Origin of the sequence: Bradyrhizobium sp. 187 (genome assembly GCF_023101005.1) — a bacterium.
Taxonomy (GTDB): domain Bacteria; phylum Pseudomonadota; class Alphaproteobacteria; order Rhizobiales; family Xanthobacteraceae; genus Bradyrhizobium; species Bradyrhizobium canariense_D.
Genome location: NZ_CP064693.1, coordinates 4,091,916 through 4,112,900 on the forward strand (window position 1 = coordinate 4,091,916; position 20,985 = coordinate 4,112,900).

20 protein-coding genes are annotated in these 20,985 nt (G+C 63.9%); 6 read left to right on the forward strand and 14 right to left on the reverse strand.

From position 1 onward, the window contains the following. Nucleotides 1-41 precede the first annotated feature (41 nt). From IVB19_RS19605 to IVB19_RS19625, 5 genes are read left to right on the forward strand one after another with little or no spacing between them, the layout of a single operon-like run. Nucleotides 42-1,328, forward strand: coding sequence for an ABC transporter substrate-binding protein (locus IVB19_RS19605; protein ID WP_247819826.1), 1,287 nt, complete (start codon nucleotides 42-44; stop codon nucleotides 1,326-1,328). Then, on the forward strand, nucleotides 1,325-2,248 hold the full coding sequence (locus IVB19_RS19610) for a carbohydrate ABC transporter permease (protein WP_018458096.1): 924 nt from the start codon (nucleotides 1,325-1,327) through the stop codon (nucleotides 2,246-2,248). Before IVB19_RS19605 ends, IVB19_RS19610 begins: the two co-directional genes overlap by 4 nt. After that, on the forward strand, nucleotides 2,241-3,098 hold the full coding sequence (locus IVB19_RS19615; protein WP_018458097.1) for a carbohydrate ABC transporter permease: 858 nt from the start codon (nucleotides 2,241-2,243) through the stop codon (nucleotides 3,096-3,098). Before IVB19_RS19610 ends, IVB19_RS19615 begins: the two co-directional genes overlap by 8 nt. A gap of 10 nt (nucleotides 3,099-3,108) precedes the next feature. Then, the gene (locus IVB19_RS19620) at nucleotides 3,109-4,218 is read left to right on the forward strand and encodes an ABC transporter ATP-binding protein (RefSeq protein ID WP_247296567.1); all 1,110 of its coding nucleotides are present in this window, start codon (nucleotides 3,109-3,111) and stop codon (nucleotides 4,216-4,218) included. Beyond that, entirely contained in the window at nucleotides 4,215-4,982 is a 768-nt protein-coding gene (locus tag IVB19_RS19625; protein ID WP_026233501.1) for an SDR family NAD(P)-dependent oxidoreductase, read from the forward strand. Before IVB19_RS19620 ends, IVB19_RS19625 begins: the two co-directional genes overlap by 4 nt. Before the next feature lie 114 nt (nucleotides 4,983-5,096). Here the strand turns inward: IVB19_RS19625 and IVB19_RS19630 are convergent, their stop codons facing one another. The 4 genes from IVB19_RS19630 to lpxA all read right to left on the reverse strand — a co-directional run bounded on the left by IVB19_RS19630 (nucleotide 5,097) and on the right by lpxA (nucleotide 9,558). Then, entirely contained in the window at nucleotides 5,097-6,452 is a 1,356-nt protein-coding gene (locus IVB19_RS19630) for a serine hydrolase domain-containing protein (protein WP_026233502.1), read from the reverse strand. A 241-nt stretch (nucleotides 6,453-6,693) separates the two neighbouring features. Then, on the reverse strand, nucleotides 6,694-7,893 hold the full coding sequence (lpxB, locus tag IVB19_RS19635) for a lipid-A-disaccharide synthase (RefSeq protein ID WP_204511317.1): 1,200 nt from the start codon (nucleotides 7,891-7,893) through the stop codon (nucleotides 6,694-6,696). After that, on the reverse strand, nucleotides 7,890-8,747 hold the full coding sequence (gene lpxI, locus IVB19_RS19640) for an LpxI family protein (protein ID WP_085384805.1): 858 nt from the start codon (nucleotides 8,745-8,747) through the stop codon (nucleotides 7,890-7,892). The genes lpxB and lpxI overlap by 4 nt, the downstream gene beginning before the upstream one ends. Before the next feature lie 19 nt (nucleotides 8,748-8,766). Further along, complete coding sequence (gene lpxA / locus IVB19_RS19645) at nucleotides 8,767-9,558, reverse strand: acyl-ACP--UDP-N-acetylglucosamine O-acyltransferase (RefSeq protein WP_018455033.1); 792 nt, start codon at nucleotides 9,556-9,558, stop codon at nucleotides 8,767-8,769. Between the two features lie 175 nt (nucleotides 9,559-9,733). Here lpxA and IVB19_RS19650 point away from each other — a divergent pair, with 175 nt between their 5' ends. Beyond that, a complete protein-coding gene (locus IVB19_RS19650; RefSeq protein ID WP_018455034.1) occupies nucleotides 9,734-10,078 on the forward strand; it encodes a KTSC domain-containing protein in 345 nt (114 codons plus the stop codon). Between the two features lie 6 nt (nucleotides 10,079-10,084). Here the strand turns inward: IVB19_RS19650 and fabZ are convergent, their stop codons facing one another. From fabZ to tsf, 10 genes are all read right to left on the reverse strand, one after another. Then, nucleotides 10,085-10,501: a 3-hydroxyacyl-ACP dehydratase FabZ gene (fabZ, locus tag IVB19_RS19655; RefSeq protein WP_050992707.1), complete on the reverse strand. Its 417-nt coding sequence runs from the start codon at nucleotides 10,499-10,501 to the stop codon at nucleotides 10,085-10,087. Nucleotides 10,502-10,542: 41 nt separating this feature from the next. Beyond that, entirely contained in the window at nucleotides 10,543-11,610 is a 1,068-nt protein-coding gene (gene lpxD, locus IVB19_RS19660; RefSeq protein WP_247370286.1) for a UDP-3-O-(3-hydroxymyristoyl)glucosamine N-acyltransferase, read from the reverse strand. 125 nt (nucleotides 11,611-11,735) lie between these two features. Then, nucleotides 11,736-14,291 (reverse strand): outer membrane protein assembly factor BamA, encoded by a 2,556-nt coding sequence (bamA, locus tag IVB19_RS19665; protein WP_026232862.1) that lies wholly within the window; start codon nucleotides 14,289-14,291, stop codon nucleotides 11,736-11,738. A gap of 187 nt (nucleotides 14,292-14,478) precedes the next feature. Continuing rightward, a complete protein-coding gene (gene rseP / locus IVB19_RS19670; RefSeq protein ID WP_085353280.1) occupies nucleotides 14,479-15,630 on the reverse strand; it encodes an RIP metalloprotease RseP in 1,152 nt (383 codons plus the stop codon). A gap of 44 nt (nucleotides 15,631-15,674) precedes the next feature. Then, the gene (dxr, locus tag IVB19_RS19675) at nucleotides 15,675-16,898 is read right to left on the reverse strand and encodes a 1-deoxy-D-xylulose-5-phosphate reductoisomerase (RefSeq protein WP_247370284.1); all 1,224 of its coding nucleotides are present in this window, start codon (nucleotides 16,896-16,898) and stop codon (nucleotides 15,675-15,677) included. A 4-nt stretch (nucleotides 16,899-16,902) separates the two neighbouring features. Continuing rightward, nucleotides 16,903-17,745 carry a phosphatidate cytidylyltransferase gene (locus IVB19_RS19680; RefSeq protein ID WP_085353283.1) on the reverse strand — a complete coding sequence of 281 codons (843 nt, stop codon included), beginning with the start codon at nucleotides 17,743-17,745 and terminating at the stop codon, nucleotides 16,903-16,905. Further along, nucleotides 17,742-18,500 (reverse strand): isoprenyl transferase, encoded by a 759-nt coding sequence (locus IVB19_RS19685; RefSeq protein ID WP_085353284.1) that lies wholly within the window; start codon nucleotides 18,498-18,500, stop codon nucleotides 17,742-17,744. The genes IVB19_RS19680 and IVB19_RS19685 overlap by 4 nt, the downstream gene beginning before the upstream one ends. Nucleotides 18,501-18,612: 112 nt before the next feature. Next, complete coding sequence (frr, locus tag IVB19_RS19690) at nucleotides 18,613-19,176, reverse strand: ribosome recycling factor (protein WP_007603628.1); 564 nt, start codon at nucleotides 19,174-19,176, stop codon at nucleotides 18,613-18,615. A 67-nt stretch (nucleotides 19,177-19,243) separates the two neighbouring features. After that, on the reverse strand, nucleotides 19,244-19,960 hold the full coding sequence (pyrH, locus tag IVB19_RS19695; RefSeq protein WP_018455040.1) for a UMP kinase: 717 nt from the start codon (nucleotides 19,958-19,960) through the stop codon (nucleotides 19,244-19,246). A gap of 60 nt (nucleotides 19,961-20,020) precedes the next feature. Continuing rightward, nucleotides 20,021-20,944 carry a translation elongation factor Ts gene (gene tsf / locus IVB19_RS19700; protein WP_018455041.1) on the reverse strand — a complete coding sequence of 308 codons (924 nt, stop codon included), beginning with the start codon at nucleotides 20,942-20,944 and terminating at the stop codon, nucleotides 20,021-20,023. Between the last annotated feature and the right edge of the window lie 41 nt (nucleotides 20,945-20,985).

Genomic DNA, 20,985 nt, shown 5'->3' on the forward strand with positions numbered 1-20,985 from the left:
CGGCTCTCGCGCGAAAGAGTTCACACCGGGAGGAAATTGCCATGCCGATCACGACAACAAGGCGCCAACTGCTCGCCGGATCTGCGGCCGCGCTCGCGCTGCCGGCATTCGCCCGCGCGCAAGGCGCGACCAAGCCGCGTCTGACTGCGATCTCGCAATGGTCCGCAGGTAGCGATGGGGCGGCCATCACGGCACTCGGCAAGAAATTCGAGGAGAAAGGCGGGGTTTGGCAGCACTCGCCCGTCCCCGGCTTCACCACCGAGATGATGAACAAGCTGCGTGCCCAGATCATGGCCGGCGATCCGCCGGCCTGCTCGCAGCTCAAAGGTCCCGAGATCGCGGCCTGGTCCAAGATTGCCCCAACCGTCGATCTTGATGCCGTCGTCGCTGCCGCCGGCTACGAAAAGGTTGTCGCTCCGGATCTTGCAAAATTGCACAAGCCGGGGGGCAAGTGGATTGCACTGCCGTTGCAGATCTACAGCACCAACATGCTGTTTCTCTCCAAACGCGCGATGGACAAGGCCAAGGCCGACAAGGTCCCCGTCACATGGGCTGAGTTCAACGACCTCGCCGAGAAGATGAAAGCAGGCGGCGTCCCCTATCCCATCGCCAACGGTGGCACCCGCCCGGACGACGGCCAGAAATTCGAGGCCGCTTTGGCGGGCATCAGCCCCACCGCTTACCGCGCAGCCATCATGAATCTCGACAAGAAGGCCCTGGAGGGCCCCGAGATAAAGGCTGCCTTCGTACAGGTGCGCAAGATTGCCGACTGGATGGACCCCAACATCGGCGCCCAGCACTTTTCGACCAACTTGAAGCGCTTTGTCGACGGCGACATGGGGATGATGATCATGGGCGGGTGGGCGCAGGGCGTCTTGCGCAACGCCGGCTTCAAGTTCGAGGACTTCATCATCGCCCCGGGCCCGAGCGACAATAGCAAGCCGGTCTTCCTGTTGAACGCCGATGCCTTCATATTCTGGCAGCGCAAGGAGCCCGACCTGCAGGCCGGCCAGACGCTGATGGCCCAGCTCGTCATGGATCCGGCGATCCAGACTATGTATTCGCAGATCACGGGATCGATCCCCGTACGCACCGATGTCGATCTCTCCGGCGAAGGCTGGTCGGACGGGCAACGGCGGACCGCAGCAGCCCTGAAAGACGCGATTGCCAGCAATCAGGCCGTCCTCAGCCTTGCGCACAACATGGCGCAGGAAAACGGCATGACCGCAGCGATGATCGACGTGATCACGGAGTACGTGAAGAACAAGACGATCAAGCCGGAGCAAGCGGCCATACGCCTCGCCGAAGCCGTCGAGAGCTCACGTTGACGATCGCCGTCTCGACAACACCGGGCCGGCCGGCGGCCTCTGGCTGGGTACGCCGGCTGCCTGAATATCTGACGATCTGGGTGCCGCTGCTGTTGTCCGCCGCGCATCTCATTGCGTTTACGCTGTGGACGATCTGGATATCGTTCACGCCGTCCACTTTGGTCCCGGTCTCGGGCTGGGTCGGCTTGCGCAACTATTCTGCGGTCGCCGCATCGCGGAACTGGCAGATTGCCTTGGACAATCTGCTGCTGTTTGGCAGCGCCTTCGTGTTGCTGAGCCTGGCGACCGGTCTCATCCTTGCGATCCTGCTCGATCAGCGCATTCGCGGCGAGAACCTGCTGCGGTCCATCTTCCTCTATCCTCTGGCGGTGTCATTCGTGGTCACCGGCACGGTCTGGAGTTGGCTGCTCAATCCCGGCCTCGGGATCCAGAAGCTGGTCCGCGACCTCGGCTGGACCTCCTTCCAGTTCGACTGGCTGATCGACCGCGACATGGCCATTTGGACCATTGTCATCGCTGCGATCTGGCAATCGTCCGGTTTCGCCATGGCGCTGTTCCTCGCCGGCCTTCGCTCCGTCGACGCCGACCTGATCAAGGCCGCGCAGATCGACGGCGCCGGACCGATCCGAATGTACCGGCGTGTCATCCTGCCGACCCTTTGGCCGATCACCATCACCGTCATCGTCATCCAGCTGCAGTTCGCGATTTCGACCTTCGACCTCGTCCGCGCGCTCACCAATGGCGGACCCGGGATCGCCACCCAGCTGCCGGCCCTCGTCGTCTATGACCTGATGTTCCAGCGCAGCCTGCTCGGACGCGGAGCGGCGGCGGCAGTGCTCATGTTGCTCATTCTTCTTGCGGTTTTGCTGCCCTATGCAGCGTGGCGTTATGTCCAGCGGCGGCGGGCGATCCATGCGTGAGCGAACCATCGCGCCAAGCCGGATTCTGATCTATCTCGTCGTCTCGCTGATCGCTGCAGCATGGCTCGCGCCATTGGTTGTTGTCGTGCTGAACTCGCTCCGCACCAACGAGGAGATCGCGCAAGCGTCGATGATCGGCTGGCCGAAGCAATGGGCGTGGAGCAACTACGCCGCGGCCTGGAGCGGTTTCTGCGTCGCCGAGACCTGCGCCGGCATCCGGCCGTACATGCTGAACTCCGCGCTCGTCACGATCCCCGCGACGATTTTCTCGACCCTGCTCGGTGCTGTCGCCGGTTACGCCGTGTCGCTCTGGCGTTTTCGCGGCGATAACTGGATCTACGGCATCGTGACCCTCGGCCTCTTCCTTCCCCAGCAGATGCGCTTGCTTCCCTGGACCATCGTGTTGCGCGATACGGGCCTGATGAACACGCTCACGGGCCTGGTCGTGATCCACACGATCCAGGGGCTCTCCTTTACGGTCTTGTTCTGCCGAAACTACTACACTGCCATCCCGCAGGATTTGATAAGAGCTGCGCGCATCGATGGCGCAGGGTTCTTTCGTATTTTCTGGCGCATCATCCTGCCGCTCTCGCCGCCTATTCTGGTCGTCACCGTGATCTGGCAGTTCACGCATATCTGGAACGAATTTCTCTACGGCGTGACATTCACGACTGGTCAGCAACAGCCCGTCACCGCCGCGCTGATCGCGCTATCCGCAGCAGTCGCGGACATCCCGCAGCATGGCGTGCAGAGCGCGGCGGTGATGATCGCCGCCCTGCCGACCCTGCTGATCTATCTGATCGGCGGCAAGTATTTCGTGCGCGGCCTCACCGCCGGGGCCGTGAAATGATCGGATTGTCATGGCAGCCCTAAGCATTCGCTCCTTGTCCAAGCGCTACGCCAATCTGGAGGTGCTGAAGGGCATCGATCTCGACATCGAGAGCGGTGAATTCACCGTGCTCGTTGGCCCATCCGGCTGCGGCAAGTCCACGCTGCTCAACATCATCGCTGGGCTCGACCTCCCGAGCGCAGGCACCGTGGAAATCGGCGGACGTATCGTCAACGACATTCCGCCGAAGGACCGCGACATCGCGATGGTGTTCCAGTCCTACGCGCTCTATCCGTCGATGACGGTGCGCCAGAACATCACCTTCGGCATGGAATGCCGTCACGTCCCGAAGGCCGAGCAGGAAAAGGCGCTGGCGAATGTGGCCAGGCTGCTCCAGATCGAGCCGCTGCTCGGCCGCAAGCCCTCGCAGCTCTCCGGCGGCCAGCGCCAGCGTGTGGCGATGGGCCGGGCGCTGGTGCGCGATCCCCTGCTCTTCCTGTTCGACGAGCCGCTCTCCAATCTCGACGCCAAGCTGCGCGTCGAGATGCGGATGGAGATCAAGCGGCTGCACCAGCGCATCGGCGCCACCATCGTCTATGTCACACACGATCAGATCGAGGCGATGACGATGGCGACGCGCATTGCCGTGATGCATCGCGGCGTGGTGCAGCAGTTTGCCGACCCGGATACCGTGTATCGCTATCCCGCCAATCTGTTCGTGGCCCGCTTCATGGGCTCGCCGCCGATGAACACGATGCCGGCACGGCTCGACGCTGATGCCAGCGGCCCGGTGGTCGTGATCGGCGCGGGACGGCCGGACGAGGTCCGCCTCCGCCTTGGCCAATACGACGCGGCGGCCCCCTTTGTCGGTCGTGACGTGGTGGTCGGGATCAGGCCGGAATGCATCGCCGAGGGCAGCCGCGTGTTCTCCGCCGATCCGCCCGTCGTCGTCAACGCGCCGGTGGAGATGGTCGAGCCGACGGGAGCCGAAACGATCGTGCTGCTGCGGCTTGGCGGCGAGCCTGCGCTGGCGCGCATCACGCCGGACATCCGCCCCACACCGGGCGCCGCCGCCCCGTTCGCGCTCGACACGCGTCGCATCTGCCTGTTCGACCCCGAGACGGAGCGACTGATCGCATGACAAGAACGAGCTATGCCGGCCTTAGGGACCGCGTGGTGTTGATCACCGGTGGCGCCAGCGGCATCGGTGCCGCCTTCGTGCGGGCGTTCGCGGCGCAAGGGGCGCGCGTCGCGTTCCTGGATCTCGATGAAGCAGCCGGCCGGACGCTGGTCGCGGAAGTGAAGGCCGCGGCCGGGACCGTACCCTTGTTCGTGCCGTGCGATCTCCTCGACATCGACGCCTTGCGCGGCGCCATGGCGCAGGTCCGGGGATCGCTTGGCGATGCCGCGGTCCTCGTCAACAACGCCGCCAATGATCAGCGTCAGGTGCTGGCCGAGGTGACGCCGGCCGAATTCGACTGGATGATCGGCGTCAACCTCAAGCACGTCTTCTTTGCCGCGCAAGCGGTGGTGCCGCAGATGCAGGCGCGTGGCAGCGGTTCGATCATCAACATGTCGTCGATTGCCTGGATGCGCGGCGCGCCGGGGCTGCCTGTCTACGCCGCGGCAAAGGCCGCGATCGTCGGCTTCACCAACTCCCTGGCCCGGTCGCTCGGGCCCGACCGCATCCGCGTCAACGCGATAGCGCCGGGGATGGTGATCACGGAGCGTCAGCGCCGGCTGTGGTACCCGGACGACCAGGTGATCGCCGAGCTGCGCACGCGTCAGGCCATTCCCGACGGGGTGACGCCCGACGACATCGCCAACATGGCGCTTTTCCTCGCCTCGGACGACAGCCAGCGCATCACGCGGCAGTGTTTTCAGGTCGACGCTGGTCTCGGCTAGAGCGTGTACTCACAAACCCGAGCTGCCTCGTAGAGGTCCGCTCCGTATCTGATAGCAGTCGCGTTGGCGTAACTCTCCCTGGGTCCGAGTTGGGCCACAAGCGGAAGTAATCGCTCATTCATTCGATCGGCGCGCCGCCACAATCGCGTACAGTAGTTTCGCGACGCTGTACCCGATATCTTCCCGCGTGAGACCCATACGCAGGATCACCAGTTTACGCGAGGGGATGATCGCAATCACCTGGCGCAGGTGCCCTTGCAACATGAACGTGTCGGTAGGGAGTCGGAATCCCTGGCCCGGCCCCAACCAAAGCTGTCCGCGACCGTAGACCGGGCCATGTCCCTCATCGGACGCTGGCACAGGCGAGCGCATGTAATCGACAAAGCCCGGCGGCAAAAGCTGAGCACCGTTCCACTCTCCGTTCATGCGCAGGAATTCGCCGAAGCGCGCCCAATCATGCGCATTGGCGAAGAGAAAGGCTTCGCCAAGGAATGTGCCTGAAGGGTCAGCCTCAAGAACAGCGCTGGTCATGCCCAAAGGCTTGAACAATCGCTCCTGCGGATACGCTCGCGCGTCCGCTCCAACCGCGTTCTGCCAGACCCGGGCCAACAGGACAGACGAACCCCCGGAATAGTTGAACTGCGTCCCAGGCGGGGCGACAAGCGGACGGTCCCGCGCGAAAGCCGCCGCATCATGTGCGAGATTTTCTAACCCGTCGGGGTCGGGAGAGTCACCGTCCTCGCTCCATTTCAATCCGCTTGTCATGGCCATCAAATCGGCCACCGAGATGTCCGCGCGCGCGTCGCCAGTCCACTGCGGAAACAGATTTTTTCGGTCCAGCGAAAGCTTTCCGTCCCTGATCGCCATGCCGGCCAAGGCGGCGTTCACGGTCTTCGTCATCGACCAGCCCTGGAGGGGCGTCGAAGCGTTGAAGCCTTCGCCGTAGGTTTCTCCGATGATGCGCCCGTCCTGGACCACGACGATCGCGCGCATGCCCGGCCCCTGGAGAGCCGGATCGTTCAGCGTCGCCAGTAAGTGTTTGTCGTCAGACAATTGAGCACTCTCGCCGACCGGCCAGAGCGCACTAGGCTTTCCGGGCAGTGAGGGCGGCTCGGCACGGTCGGGGACTTCGTCCTTAGACACCAGCGTACAACCACGTCCTTCCTCATATTGGGCGTAGCGTTTGGGGAACAGGCCTCGATATGCCGCCTCGACACGCTGGTTGGCGGTGTCGACGTTGATCTTCAGACGTTCGACAATGCGTGGATGTGTTAACGCGAGGTCGGTTTTGATCACCGCATCCGCATCACGTTCGGCAATGAACACATTCGAGCAAACCATTTTTGCCGCATAAGCCGAGGCGGACACTAGTCCATTGGGTGGGCTGAAGGTCAGCCAGCCAGCGAACCCTAAAATCCCAAGAAGCAAGATCGCGACAAGAAATCTGAACATTTTTAGAGCAAGACGCATGCGTCCCTTTAGGTAAATCCAATCAGGAGGCCGCACCTAGGCGAGCGCACAAGATATTGCGCGCAGATCCTGACATGCACCTGACATCCCGGTTTGCCGTGGTTGTTTGGTGGACCGAGGATGTTGGCAGTCTTACCGAGACGATGAGAGATGCAAATCGACGCGAGGTCTGCTCTGGGTCACAAACCGCCGATCACGCCCAAGGTTAGGAGGCTTCCGCTTTGCGCTGGCAAGCCAACGTTTATGAGTACACGTCCAAGCCTGCCCGCCTACCCTTGCGCATCGTCGCCAGCACGATGTCAGCTGCGAGCACGCTCGGCGATCTGTTGCCGGTCGACATGATCGCATCGAGCTGGGCGAATGCTTCCACCTGCTGCCGGCGCAGCGGTGAATCGGTCAGAAGCTCCGAGAGCGCGGCCGCCAGCTTCTCCGGCGTGCAGTCTTCCTGCAGGAACTCCGGGATGACATCCTTGCCGATCACGAGATTGGCGAGGATCACCGAGGAGACACGGATCGCGCGGCGCAGGATGAAGGCTTCGATCGCGCCGACGCGATAGGCCGTCACCATCGGAATGCCCGATAGCGCGAGCTCCAGCGTCACCGTGCCGGATTTTGCCAGTGCCGCGCGCGCGATGCGGAAGGCAGCGCGCTTCTCGTTCTCGCCGACCACGATTTGAGGCTTGACCGGCCAGTTCGCGATGCCTTCGCGGATGGTGGTTTCGAGATGCGGCATGGTCGGCAGCATCAGCTCGAACGCGCGGCCTTCGGTCTGCAATCGGCCGAGCGTCGCGCCGAACACGTCGAGATGGTGCCTGATCTCGCTGCGGCGGCTGCCGGGCAACACCAGCAAGACCGGCGGCTCGCCGTCGCGGCGCGCCTGCTCCTCCGCGTTCGGCCGCAGCGAGGGCAATTGCTCGATCAGGGGATGGCCGACATAGCTGCATGGCGGCCCGCCGAGCTTGCGGTATTCCTCCGGCTCGAATGGCAACAGGCCGAGCACATGGTCGACATAGCCGAGCATGGTCCGCGCCCGTCCCGGCCGCCAGGCCCAGAGCTGTGGCGAGACGTAGTCGACGATCGGGATCGCCGGATTGCGCGTCCGCACGCGGCGGGCGACACGGTGGGTGAAATCGGGGCTGTCGATGATGACGAGCGCGTCCGGCGCGGCTTCGGTCACGGCCTCCGCGGTCTCGCGGATCAGCCGCAGGATCTTCGGCAATTGCTGCACGACCGCGGCGAAGCCGACGATCGAGAGCTGCTCGATCGGAAACAGCGTCTCGAGCCCCTGGCGCGCCATGGTGTGGCCGCCGACGCCCACGAACTGCACGCCGTCGCCGAGGCGCTGGCGCAGCACCTTCATCAAGGCGCTGCCGAGCCGGTCGCCGGATTCCTCCGTGGCGATCAGGAAGATCTTGCGCTTGGGATCGCGACCCTGCATCACGCCGGCAGGCCGATGACGAAGAGATATTTTGCGTCGGCGAGTGCGATCATTGCCTGCGGCTCGGCGGCGATGGTGTTGCCGGCAACGACGGCGATCCCGGCCAGCCCTGCGGCGGCGACGCCCTCGAGGGTGCGCGGGCCGATCGTCGGCAGGTCGAAGCGCAGATCCTGCCCGCTCTTTGGGACCTTCACCAGCACGCCCCGCCCGGTGGCGGCGCGGATGCGGCCCTCTTCGCGCAGCCGTGCCACGCGCGCGAGCAGTGCATCGGTGCCCTCGATATCCTCGACCGCCACCACATGGCCGTCGATCACGACCGCGGCCTGGCCGATGTCGAACGGACCGAGGGCGGTCAGCACCGCGCGTCCGCGCTCGATGTCGGTCTTGCCGGTGTCGCTCGGCCAGGCGCGGCTGATGCAGCCCTCGGGCATCAGCAGATCGGGCGCGACATCCTTGATGCCGACCATCCGAAAGCCGCCCTGCTCGAGAATGCGCCCGACGCCGGACAACAAATGATCGTCGCCGCCGCGGAAGGCGCGGATGACATTGCCGAGCAGCCGAAGCGTCGTGAAGTCGACCCGGACCTCCGAGAGCGAAGGTCGCACCAGCGTGCCGATGAAAATCAGGTCGCGGCAGCCCTCCTCGCGAAACAGCCGCATGGCGCGGCCGAGCTGGCCGACCGAGATCCAGCGATGACGGAATTTCTCTACCCGCGCGGGATCGCAGGCTCCCCGAAGGGGAAACAACACCGGCGTGATGCCGCGGGCGGCGAGCGAGTCGGCAACCGCGAACGGCATCGCGCCGCCGCCAGCGACGACGCCGACCGGCGATGAAATTTCCGAAGCCGCCGATGTCATGCCCGGGGCCATTCCATCATCACTTCGCGATGGCGGGAAGACAGAGCGGGCGCTTGCCCTTGCCGATGAAGTCGAGGATTTCGCCGATCGCCGGATCTCCACCGGCGAGCGGCCGCGCCGCCTCCAGGCGTTCGGCAAAGGTAGCGGGGCCATGGAAGAGTTTCTGGTAGAACGCGCGCACGGTCACAAGCCGCTGCTTGGTGAACTTGCGCCGCTTCATGCCGATCAGGTTGAGGCCTTCGAGCACCGCATATTGGCCGTTGACCAGCCCATACGGGATGACGTCGTCGCGCACGCCGCAGACACCGCCAACCATCACATAGGGGCCGATGCGGGTGAACTGATGCACTGCGGACAGGCCGCCGATATAGACGGCGTCACCGATCTCGCAATGGCCGCCGAGCGTCGCTGAGGTTGCGAAGATCACGTTGTTGCCGACCATGCAGTCATGCCCGACATGACTGTTGTTCATGAAATAGCCGTCGTTGCCGACGCGCGTCAGGCCACCGCCCTTGATGGTGCCGACATTCATGGTCGCACCTTCGCGGATGGTGCAGCCCGAGCCGATCTCAAGCTTCGTGGGCTCGCCCTTGTAGCTGAGATCCTGGGGCGCCCCGCCCAGCACCGCGAACGGCGAGATCACGCAGCCATCTCCGATCGAGGTGTGGCCGATGACGGTGACCTGTCCGATCAGCTTGCAGTTATTGCCGATCGCGACATGCGGGCCGATGATGCAGAAGGGGCCGATCTCGGTGCCCTCGCCGATCACGGCGCCGTCCGCGATCCGTGCGGTGGGGTCAATCTTACTCATCAAGCAATCTGACTCATCAAGAAGGTCTGATTAGGTGTTGAAGTCGCTCGGTTTTCCGCTGGTTAGCGCGACTATGCCCGATCTGTCCAGTGACGTATGATCTCTCCGTGTTTCAAGTGCCGGATGAGGCAGCCTTCCCGGGTCATCAACAAGTTCACGCGGAGCTTCAGGTATCGTGGTCAGGGCCCTGGCACTTCTCCTCGCACAGCTCGCCGCCGCGCCGATCGTCTCCGAGACGATCGAGACCGCCGAACACCGCCCCATCGACCTCGCGACGTTCGAATGCCGCGACATCAGCCGCAGCACGGTGCTTCAGCGGGTCTGTTACGACCGTGCGCAGCAGGCCCTCATCGTGGCTGTGGGCGGCGTGTATGACCGCTATTGCGGCGTGCCGGTCGATACGGTCCAGCGCCTGCTGGGCGCACCGTCCATGGGCCAGTTCTTCAACCAGAGCATTAAGCGCGAGGTCAGCGGCGGCCGGTACGCGTGTCCTGCGCGCGAGCGCATCCAGAGAAGTTGATCCCGCTCAGTCGGTCAGCATGGCGCCGACGTCGGCCTCCGCAACCACCTGGCCGTTGACCTTGGCGTCGCCGTGAAACCACCACATGGCCTTGCGGCGGCCGATCGAGCGCATGTGGTATTCGATGGTATCGCCGGGCAGCACAGGCTTGCGGAACTTGCACTTGTCGATGGTGAGGAAATAGACCGCGCGCGGCTTCTCGGTGCCTTCGACCGACTTGATGCCGATCACACCCGCGGTCTGCGCCATCGCTTCGATCATCATGACGCCGGGATAGACCGGGCGATCGGGAAAGTGGCCCTGGAACGGCGGTTCGTTGAAGGTGACATTCTTGATGCCGATGCCGCTGTAATCGGTGCGGATGTTGATCACGCGATCGATCAGCAGCATCGGAAAACGGTGCGGGAGGGTTTGCAGGATCATGTTGATGTCCACAAGCTCGAACCTGACCGGTGCTTCGTCCGTCACTCCCGTTCCTCCTGCTTCGGATCGGCCTTGCTGTCGCGCGCCAAGCGCTCGACAGCCAAAATTTCCTTGAACCACTGCCTGGTCGGCTTGGCGAAAAAACCACCCCAACGTCCGTTGGGAGGAACGTCGTCCTTGACGCCGCTCATGGCAGTCACCTGAGCTCCATCCCCGATCTTGACGTGATTGTTGATGCCCACCTTCGCTCCAAGCGCCACGTTGTCGCCGAGGGTGAGGCTACCGGCAAGACCGATCTGGGCTGCCAGCAGGCAGTGCCGGCCAATGGTCACATTGTGGCCGATCTGGACCTGATTGTCGATTTTGGTCCCCTCCCCAATTACCGTGTCGCGCAAGGACCCGCGATCAATCGTGGTGCCGGCGCCGACTTCCACATTGTTTTGGATCAGCACGCGCCCGGTCTGGGGCACCTTCAGATGGCCCTCGGGGCCGAAGAAGATGAAGCCGTAGCCGTCCTGGCCGATCGAGCAGCCGGGGTGGATCAGCACGTCGTTGCCGATCAGCGCGCACTGGATGGCGGTGCGTGCGCCGACATTGCAATCCCGGCCGATCTTGACGCCGGGGCCGATCACGGCCCCCACACCGATCACCGTGCCGCTGCCGATCTCCACGTCAGGGCCGATCACGGCTAAGGCATCGACGATCACGCCGTCCTCAAGCCTGGCCGTGGGGTCGATGATCGCCGACGGCGCGATGCCGTCGTTGCCGGTCCAGGATTGCGGCCGGAGCGCGTCGCCATGCCACTCCCGCGCGATCCTGACGAAGGCGCGAAACGGCTGTGGCGCCCGCAGCACGGCGACATGCGCGGGCACCCGCGCCTCGAAGCGTGGGCTCACCAGGCAAGCACCGGCCTTGGTCGCCTTGAGCTCATCGGCATATTTGAGATTGTCGAAGAACGTCAGGTGCATCGGGCCGGCTTCGTCGAGCGAAGCAAGACCCCTGATGATTTGGCCGCCCCTGGCGGGATCGACCAGCTCCGCCTTGGTCAGCGTGGCGATGTCAGCCAGCGCTGAGGCGGGCGGCTGTGTGAAGAAGGTCGGCTGCGCCATTCCACCCCGTCGCGGTCCGGCTTCGGCATGAAGCGGCCAAGCCGCATCATGCCTCATCTCCTGGATTGGCACGATCCCTTTCGGAAACCGGCTCCGGTGGTCCGGATCGTGCCGTGCTGTTCGAATTAGAACGAGGTGCCGCCGCCGAACCGGAACTCCTGCGTACGGTCGTTCTTGCCCTTGGTCAGCGGCACCGCGTAGTCGAAGCGCAGCGGACCGAACGGCGAGGCCCAGATCAAGCCGACGCCGACCGACGACCGGACCGCATTGCCATTGTCATACACCAGGCCGGTGCAGGTTCCAGCCGAAGCGGGATTGACGGTCGACGGCGTGCAGCTCGAATTCTTGGTCGTGGTCAGTTCGTTGGTCACCGACCACGTCGTCGGTCCCTGATAGTCGAACAGTCCGCCGGCGTCGGCGTAGACGGCGCCCTTCAGACCCACTTCCTTCGGCAGGAACCAGAACGGCATCTGCAATTCGAGCGAAGCACCCCAATACTTGGTGCCGCCAAGCGCGTCCTGCGTACCGAAGGGGTTCAAATCGCGCGGTCCGATGCCGTTCGGGGCAAAGCCGCGGACGAGGTTCGGGCCCATCTGGAAATGATCGAGCATGCGCAGATCGCTGCCCATCTTGTTCAGCATGCCGCCCTGGAGGCGAACGAGACCGACGATATCGGAGACCAGCGGAGTGTAGTACTTCGCGTCAACCACAGTCTTCAGATAGGAGACGTCGCCGCCGACGCCGGCGAAGTCCTGCCGGAAATCGACCAGCAGACCGTCGGTGGGGTTCTTGTTGTTGTCGAGCGTGTTGTAGGTCAGCGTGTAGCCGAGCGCCGAGGTCAGGGTCTTGCCGTTGGCAAGCTCCTTGCGGACCGGCAGCGAGGCCTCGCCGTCGCTGTAGCAGCCGAGGCCGTTGGTCGAGGGAGCCAGAGGAATACCACTCGCCGCGGAGAAAGCCGGGCTTGGATTGAATGCCGGATTCGGAGTGACACCGTCGGCAAGGAACTGGTTGTTGTTACAGTTCGCGAGGTACGACGGCAGCGTGATTTCCTGCCGGTAGATCGAGTAGCGCACCTGCAGCGACAGATCTTCACGCAGGGAGAAACCGAGGCGCGGCGAGAAGCCGAGCGTCTTGGTGCCGTAGGAGATGTAGCTGTTGGACCTCTGCTCACGCTGATAGAGGTCGAGACCCAGCGCGACCCGGTAGTCGAGCAGATAGGGTTCGACGAACGACAGCGAGTAGCCGCGGGCATACTGGCCGTAGGTCACCGCCGCCTTGGCGAACAGGCCGCGGCCGAGCAAATTGCGTTCGGAAACCGAGACTTCGGCCAGCGCGCCGTCGGTGGTGGAATAACCACCCGAGACCGAGAAGTCGCCGGTCGATTTCTCTTCCATGTCCACGAGCAGGATCACGCGGTCGCTCGACGAGCCGGGCTCCGTCGTGATCTTCACGCTCTTGAAATAGTCGAGGTTCTTCAAGCGGCGCTCGGCACGGTCGACCAGCGCGCGGTTGTAGGCATCGCCCTCGGAGACGTCGAACTCGCGACGGATCACGTAGTCGCGCGTACGGGTGTTGCCGCGAAGATTGATGCGCTCGATATAGGTGCGCGGACCCTCGTCGATGTTGAACACGACCGACACGGTGTGCGCCTCGAAATTGCGGTCGCCGCCGGGACGGACCACGGCGAAGGCGTAACCGCGACGCGAGGCCTCGATCTGCATCTCCTCGACCGACTTCTCGACCGATTCGACGTTGTAGAGCGAGCCGACATTGACGCGCGAATAGTTGCGCATCGAGGTGGGATCGAAGTTGGGAATGCTGGAGCGGAAGTCGATCGAGCCGACCCGGTATTGCGAGCCCTCCTCGATCTTGAAGGTAACGTTGAAACCCTTCTTCTCCGGATCGTATTCGGTGAGCGCGGCGACGACCTGGACGTCGGCGAAACCGTTCTTGAGATAGAAGCGGCGGATCAGGTCGCGGTCGGCCTCGACCCGATCGGGATCGTAGATGTCGCTGCTGGCGAGGAAGCTCAGCAGGTTGGATTCGTGCGTCTTGATGACGTCGCGCAGGCGGTAGGACGAGTACGCGTTGTTGCCGACGAACTCGATCGACTTGACGCCGGTCTTGGCGCCCTCCTCGACCGTGAAGACGAGATCGACGCGGTTGTTCGGCTGCTCGATGATTTCAGGCGTGACGCGAACGTCGTAACGGCCGGAGCGGCGATAGATTTCTGCGATTCGCAGGGTGTCGGACTGCACCATGGCGCGGGAGAAGGTGCCGCGCGCCTTGGACTGGACTTCACCGGTGAGCTGCTCGTCCTTGATCTTCTTGTTGCCCTCGAAGGCAATGCGGCCGATCACCGGGTTTTCCACCACGGAGACGACGATCTGGCCACCGGCCCCGCGGTTGATCCTGACGTCCTGGAACAGGCCGGTCTCGATCAACGCCTTGAGGCCATCGTCGATGGCACCCTGATCCAGGCGACCGCCGGGACCCGGCTTGAAGTAGGAGCGGATCGTCTCCACCTCGACCCGGCGATTTCCTTCGACGGAAATCGACTGCACGGTCTGAGCAAGCGCAGACGAAGACACAAAGGCAGCCCCAACCGGGGCAAGCACCGGCGCGCCGAACATGATCAGGGTTGCGAGCAAGCCCCCCCGGAGTCGCAGTCCAAACTTCATTGCGCAACGCGCCCTTATCATTCCGTACCAGACCCAACCCCAACGCCGGTCTGGAGATTCCCCAAGTTCAAGCCGCTTGTAGACAATTTCACCGACGCCGCAAACGGTCGAGCGCGCCGTAATTTCATTTTCATTCCAAGACGTTGCCCAAGAGCAACGCCCGGGCAACGCCACAAAAAAGCCCCTATCAGGATGCGGCCATTCGCAGGATGTCGTTATAGGTCGCAAACACCATCAACATCAGCACCAAGCCAAGCCCGATTCGGAACCCCATCTCCTGGGTCCGCTCGGACAGGGGCCGACCACGGGCGACCTCCGCCGCATAGAACATAAGGTGACCGCCATCGAGCAGTGGGATCGGGAACAGATTCAGCAGGCCGATCGACACCGACAGCACCGCGCAGAGGTTGATCACGAACTGGAACCCGGCGCTGGCCGCCTGCCCCGACATCTTGGCAATGCCGAGCACGCCGCTGACCTCGTTCGGATTGCCGTTCCCGACGAACAACGAGCCCAGGAACTTGAAGGTGCTGGTGATGATGAACCAGACCTGCTCCACCCCGATCTTGAGCGCTTCGCCGACGCCGACCGGCGACGTCGAGGCCTCCCCGGCCTGAGACTTGTGTTCGACGCCGAGCACGCCGAGACGGTGGCTGTTGCCGAAGGGATCCTTGCGCTCGAGCAGCGCCGGCGTCGCGGTCAGCGACACGATGGAACCGTCGCGCTTGACCTGGAAGGCAAGCGGCGAACCAGCATTCATCGCAACCATGCGCTGCATGTCGGCAAAGCTTTCGATCGGCTTGCCGTCGATCTGGACGACGACGTCGCCGATCTTGAAGCCGGCTGCCGCCGCAGCGCCATCGGCGACGACACCGTCGACGCGCGCAATCGTGCTCGGCTTGCCGTAATACAGCGCCATGCCGGCGAAGATCAGCGCGCCCAGGATGAAATTGGCGATCGGTCCGGCGGCAACGATGGCGGCGCGCGGGCCGACCTTCTTGTGATGGAAGCTGCCGGCGCGCTCCTCGGCCGTCATGGCCGCAAGCTTCTCGGACGACGGCGTCGAAGCCTCGCTCTCGTCGCCGAAGAACTTGACGTAGCCGCCGAGCGGGATCGCCGAGATCTTCCAGCGGGTGCCATGGCGGTCGTTGAAACCGACCAGCTCAGGTCCGAAACCGAGCGAAAAAGTTAACACGCGAACGCCTGCCCAGCGCGCGACCAGGAAATGGCCGAGCTCATGGAAGAACACGACGATGGTCAGGACGAACAGGAAGGGAACCGCGTACCCAAGGAGCCCATGGCTCAACGTATTGAAACTATGGACGAAAAAGTCGATCATCGAATTCCCTCATCCAGTGCCGCAAGGCGCTGGCCCCGAACCATCTAGGATGCCTTTAAGGCAATTTGAGGCAATAGGGCGGCAGCCCTATTTCGCGCAACATGGTCAACAGCGATTGCATCGTCCGCTGACGTCAGCGGCGCCTGGTTCCCGCTGCGGACCCAGTCATCCAGCGTCTCCTCCACCAGCCTGGCAATCGCCCCGAACCGGATCTTGCCGGCGATGAAGGCGGCGACCGCGACCTCGTTGGCGGCGTTGTAGACCGTGGTCGCCCCCTTCCCGGTCCGGAGAGAATCGAAGGCCAGGCGCAGCCCGGGGAAGCGCTCGAAATCTGGCGCCTCGAAGGTCAACTGGCCGATCTTGGCCAGATCGAGCTTGGCGGCCGGACCCTTGATACGGTCGGGCCAGCCGAGGCAATGCGCGATCGGCGTGCGCATGTCGGGTGAGCCGAGCTGGGCCACGACCGAGCAATCGGAGAACTCAACCATGCCGTGGATGATCGACTGCGGATGAACGAGGACGTCGATCTCGTCGGGCGAGAGCGCGAACAGATAGGAGGCCTCGATCACCTCGAGCCCCTTGTTCATCATCGAGGCGGAATCGATCGTGATCTTCTGGCCCATGCTCCAGTTCGGATGCTTCAGGGCTTGCGCGAGTGTCGCCTGCTCGATGTCGGCAGGCTTCCAGGTGCGGAAGGGGCCGCCGGAGGCCGTGATGATGACACGGACGAGCTCGTCGCGATTGCCCGAGGCGAGCGCCTGGAACAGCGCATTGTGCTCGGAATCCGCAGGCAGGATGCAGGCGCCCGCTTTCGCCGCGCGCTGCATGAAGAAATCACCAGCGCAGACGAGACATTCCTTGTTGGCGAGCGCGACATGCGCGCCGCGATCGACCGCCGCCAGTGCCGGCTTCAGCCCGGCCGCGCCACTCACGGCGGCCATCACCCAATCGGCCGGACGCGCGCCGGCCTCGATCACCGCGCTTTCACCGGCGCCGCATTCGGTGCCGGTGCCCGCGAGCGCAGCCCTGAGTTCGGCAAACTTGGAGGTGTCGGCGATCGCAACGAAGCGCGCGGAAAACTCCTTCGCGAGCTTTGCCAGCGCCTCGACATTGCTGTTCGCCGTTAGCGCCTCGACACGGTAGCGCTCGGGAGAGGCGCGCAGCAGATCCATCGTGCTGTCGCCGATCGAGCCGGTGGCGCCGAGAACCGTGACGCTGCGGACGCTCGATGCCGCAGCCTTGTTGTTACGCAATGGAACCGCGCTCATATCTTCACCAAACCATAAGACCGCTTCCGGCGCTATGCACACCATGGCGGAGGAAGCCGATAATCCATGCCACCAGGATGGCGGCGACAAAACCGTCCAGACGGTCCAATAGCCCGCCGTGGCCCGGAATTAAGTGACTGGAATCCTTGACGTCGAAGCGCCGCTTGACCGCGGATTCGAACAGATCGCCGCAGGCCGACACGATTGAGAGGACCGCGCTGACGAGCAGCAATGGAACTATCTTTCCAACCCCGCAAGCGGCAAAGGCGACCGCGACCAAAAGGCTCGCGGCAAAGCCGCCGAGCGCCCCTGACCAGGTCTTCTTCGGGCTCACGCGCGGCCACAGCTTCGGTCCGCCGATGCCGCGGCCGGCGAAATAGCCGCCGATATCGGTCGCCCACACCACGAGCAGCACGAACATCAGCGCGGCGAAGCCGTTCACGAAATCCTTCCGCAGCAGGATCGAGGCGAGTAGCGCCGCCGACGCATAGGCAAATCCGGAGGCCGCCCAGACGAACTTGCCCCGCGCGATCACCGTCACGACCGCCCCGCCAATCAGGCCGGTGATGATTGCGGTCTTCAGCGCGCCGAAGGCAACGCACAAGCCCATCGTGGCGATGACGATCGTCCCCGCCCCGGTCAGCGCGGTCGAGCCTGCGCCAACCACCATCAGCCATTCCGCGAACAGTCCGATCGACACCAGGGTGACGAGAAGCGCCCACAGCCAGCCGCCGGCATAAGCGAGCGCAATGGCGAGCGGCGCCAGCACCAGCGCCGCGAGGATTCGCATCACGAGATTGCTCGGGGCAGGCTGAGAGCCGGCCGGTGCGGAGTTGGGCTCGCTCACGAGGCGGTTTTCGCGACCAGGCCGCCGAAACGGCGCTCGCGCCTGGCGAATTCGGCGATTGCGCCTTCCAGCGCCGCCTTGTCGAAATCGGGCCAGTGAATCGGCACGAAGACAAGCTCGCTATAGGCGGCCTGCCACATCAGGAAGTTGGACAGGCGCTGCTCGCCACTGGTGCGGATGATGAGATCGGGATCGGGAATGTCGGGCGCGTCGAGATGCGCCCCCAGTGTCTCGGCATCGATCGTGTCAGGATTGCGCCGGCCCTCGGCGACTTCGCGCGCGAGCTTCTGCGCCGCCTTCGCGATCTCCTGCCGGGAGCCGTAATTGAATGCGACGACGAGCGTGAGGCGCGTGTTATCGCGCGTCAGTTCCTCCGCCTCATTGAGAAGTGCGCAGATGTCGCCCTCCAGCCCATCCCGCTCGCCGATGATGCGTACCTTGACGCCGTCGCGATGCAAGCTCGCCAGATCGTTGCGGATGAAGCGGCGCAACAGGCCGAACAGATCGCCGATCTCGCTCGCCGGACGCGACCAGTTTTCCGAGCTGAAGGAGAAGATGGTGAGATAGCGGATGCCAAGTTCATGCGACGCCCGAACCACGCGACGCAGGGCCTCCACGCCGCGGCGATGGCCCTCCGCCCGTGGCAAGCCGCGCGCGGCCGCCCAACGTCCGTTGCCATCCATGATGATGGCGACATGCGCAGGCGCATCGGACCGTTCTGGTCCTTCCGTTGCGGGCGCGGCGGCGTTGGACATGAGGCTGCCTTAAAGCATGATCCGGACCCGAAGGGCCGCGTTAGCGCAAAGTGCGAAGCGGTTTTCCGTAAATCATGCGCGAACAATAACCTAGAGCGCGATCCATCGTGCTTTAGACGGTGAGGATTTCTTTTTCCTTGGCGGCCAGCAACTGGTCGATCTCGGAGATCGTGCCGTCGGTCGCCTTCTGCACCTCGTCGGCGTGGCGCTTCTGATCGTCCTCGGACATCTCGTGATTCTTCTCGAGCTTCTTGAGAACGTCGAGACCGTCGCGGCGGACGTGGCGCGCAGCGACCTTGGCGGCTTCCGCGTATTTGTGCGCGACCTTGACGAGCTCCTTGCGACGCTCCTCATTGAGTTCGGGGATGCGCAGGCGCAGAACCTGGCCTTCAGTCGCCGGCGACAGGCCGAGATTGGAATCGACGATCGCCTTCTCCACCGCCTTGACCATCGACTTGTCCCAGACCTGCACCGAAATCAGGCGCGGCTCCGGCACGCTGACGGTGGCGAGCTGGTTCAGCGGCATGTGGCTGCCATAGGCGTCGACCTGCACCGGATCGAGCATCGAGGCGGAGGCGCGACCGGTGCGCAGGCCGCCAAGCTCGTGCTTGAGCGACTGGATCGCGCCCTGCATGCGGCGCTTGACTTCGTTGAGATCGAAATTGTCCGTGGCCATCACGTTTCTCCTTCAAAATCCCGGCGACCTCTCCGCACCCCTTCTCTGAGGGTGCAACGACAAGCCGTCAGCCGGCGACAATGGTTCCGTGGCCGCCGCCACGCAGTACAGCACCGATCGAGCCCGGCTCCGCGATCGAGAACACGATGATAGGCAGCGACGTCTCGCGGGCAAGCGCGAAGGCGGTCGCATCCATCACCTTGTAGCCGCCCTCGATCGCCTGCGAATGCGTCAGACGGTCGAATCGCGTCGCCGTCGGGTCTTTCTTCGGGTCGGCCGAGTAGACACCGTCGACATTGGTCGCCTTCAGAACCGCCTGGGCGCCGATCTCGGCTGCGCGCAGCACCGCGGTCGTGTCCGTGGTGAAGAACGGATTACCGGTTCCGCCGCCGAGCAGCACGATCCGGCCCTCGGCGAGGTATTTATGTGCCGCGGTGCGGGTGAACAGCTCGGAAATCTCGGGCATGACGAAGGCCGACAGCGTGCGCGCAGGCGTGCCCTTGCGCTCGATCGTGGCCTCGAGCGCGAGGCAGTTCATCATCGTCGCGAGCATGCCCATGGTGTCACCGGTCGGGCGCGACACGCCGCGCGAGGAGACCTCGACGCCGCGAAAGAGATTGCCCCCGCCGATGACGACGGCGACTTCGGTGCCGAGGTGGCGAGCGGCGATCAGATCGTCGGCGACCCGGTCGATGGTCGGTTGATCGATGCCAAAACCCTGCGGTCCCGCGAGATATTCGCCGGACAGCTTGATCACGACGCGACGATAGACCGGATCAGTCATGAGCACTTTCCTTGTCCGGGCGCCGCTTCCGGCGGCACGCCGGAAGGAACGTTCCGGCGCTTACTTCTTGCCGCTGGCCGCCGCGACCTCGGCCGCGAAGTCGCTTTCCTGCTTCTCGATTCCCTCACCGAGAGCATAGCGCACAAAGCCCGCGATTTTCACCGCGCCGCCGACCTTGCCTTCGGCTTCCTTCACCGCCTGCGCCACCGACTTCCCGGTGTCGTGGATGAAGGCCTGCTCGAGCAGGCAAACTTCCTTGTAATAGGTCTTCAGGCCGGACTCGACGATCTTCTCGATCACGTTCTCGGGCTTGCCCTGCTGGCGATATTTGTCGGCGAGCACGTCCTTCTCGCGCTTGACGACCGCCGGATCGAGACCGGACGGATCCAGCGCCAGGGGGTTGGCGGCCGCGACATGCATCGCGATCTGGCGGCCAAGCGTTGCGAGCTCGTCGGCCTTGCCGGGGGATTCCAGTGCCACGATCACGCCCATCTTGCCGGCGCCCTCGACCACCGCGCCATGGACGTAGCTCGACACCACGCCCTGGCTGACCTCGAGCGAAGCTGCGCGGCGCAGCGTCATGTTCTCGCCGATGGTGGCGATTGCGTCATTGATCGCAGTTTCGATCGTGACGTCGCCGACCTTGGCGGCCTTGATCTTGTCGACATCGGCGCCGGTGTTGAATGCGACCTGGGCGATCATCTTGACGAGGCCCTGGAACTGGCCGTTGCGCGCGACGAAGTCAGTCTCGGAATTGACTTCGACCACGACGCCCTTGTTGCCCTTGGTGAGCGCGCCGATCAGACCCTCGGCGGCGACGCGGCCCGACTTCTTGGCGGCCTTCGACAGGCCCTTCTTGCGCAGCCAATCCTGCGCCGCTTCCATGTTGCCGTCGTTTTCGGTCAGCGCGGCCTTGCAGTCCATCATGCCTGCGCCGGTCGACTCGCGCAGGTCCTTGACCATCGCAGCTGTGATCGTTGCCATCGTTCAAAATCCTTTTTGCCTGCCGGTTTGCCGCGGCGCGG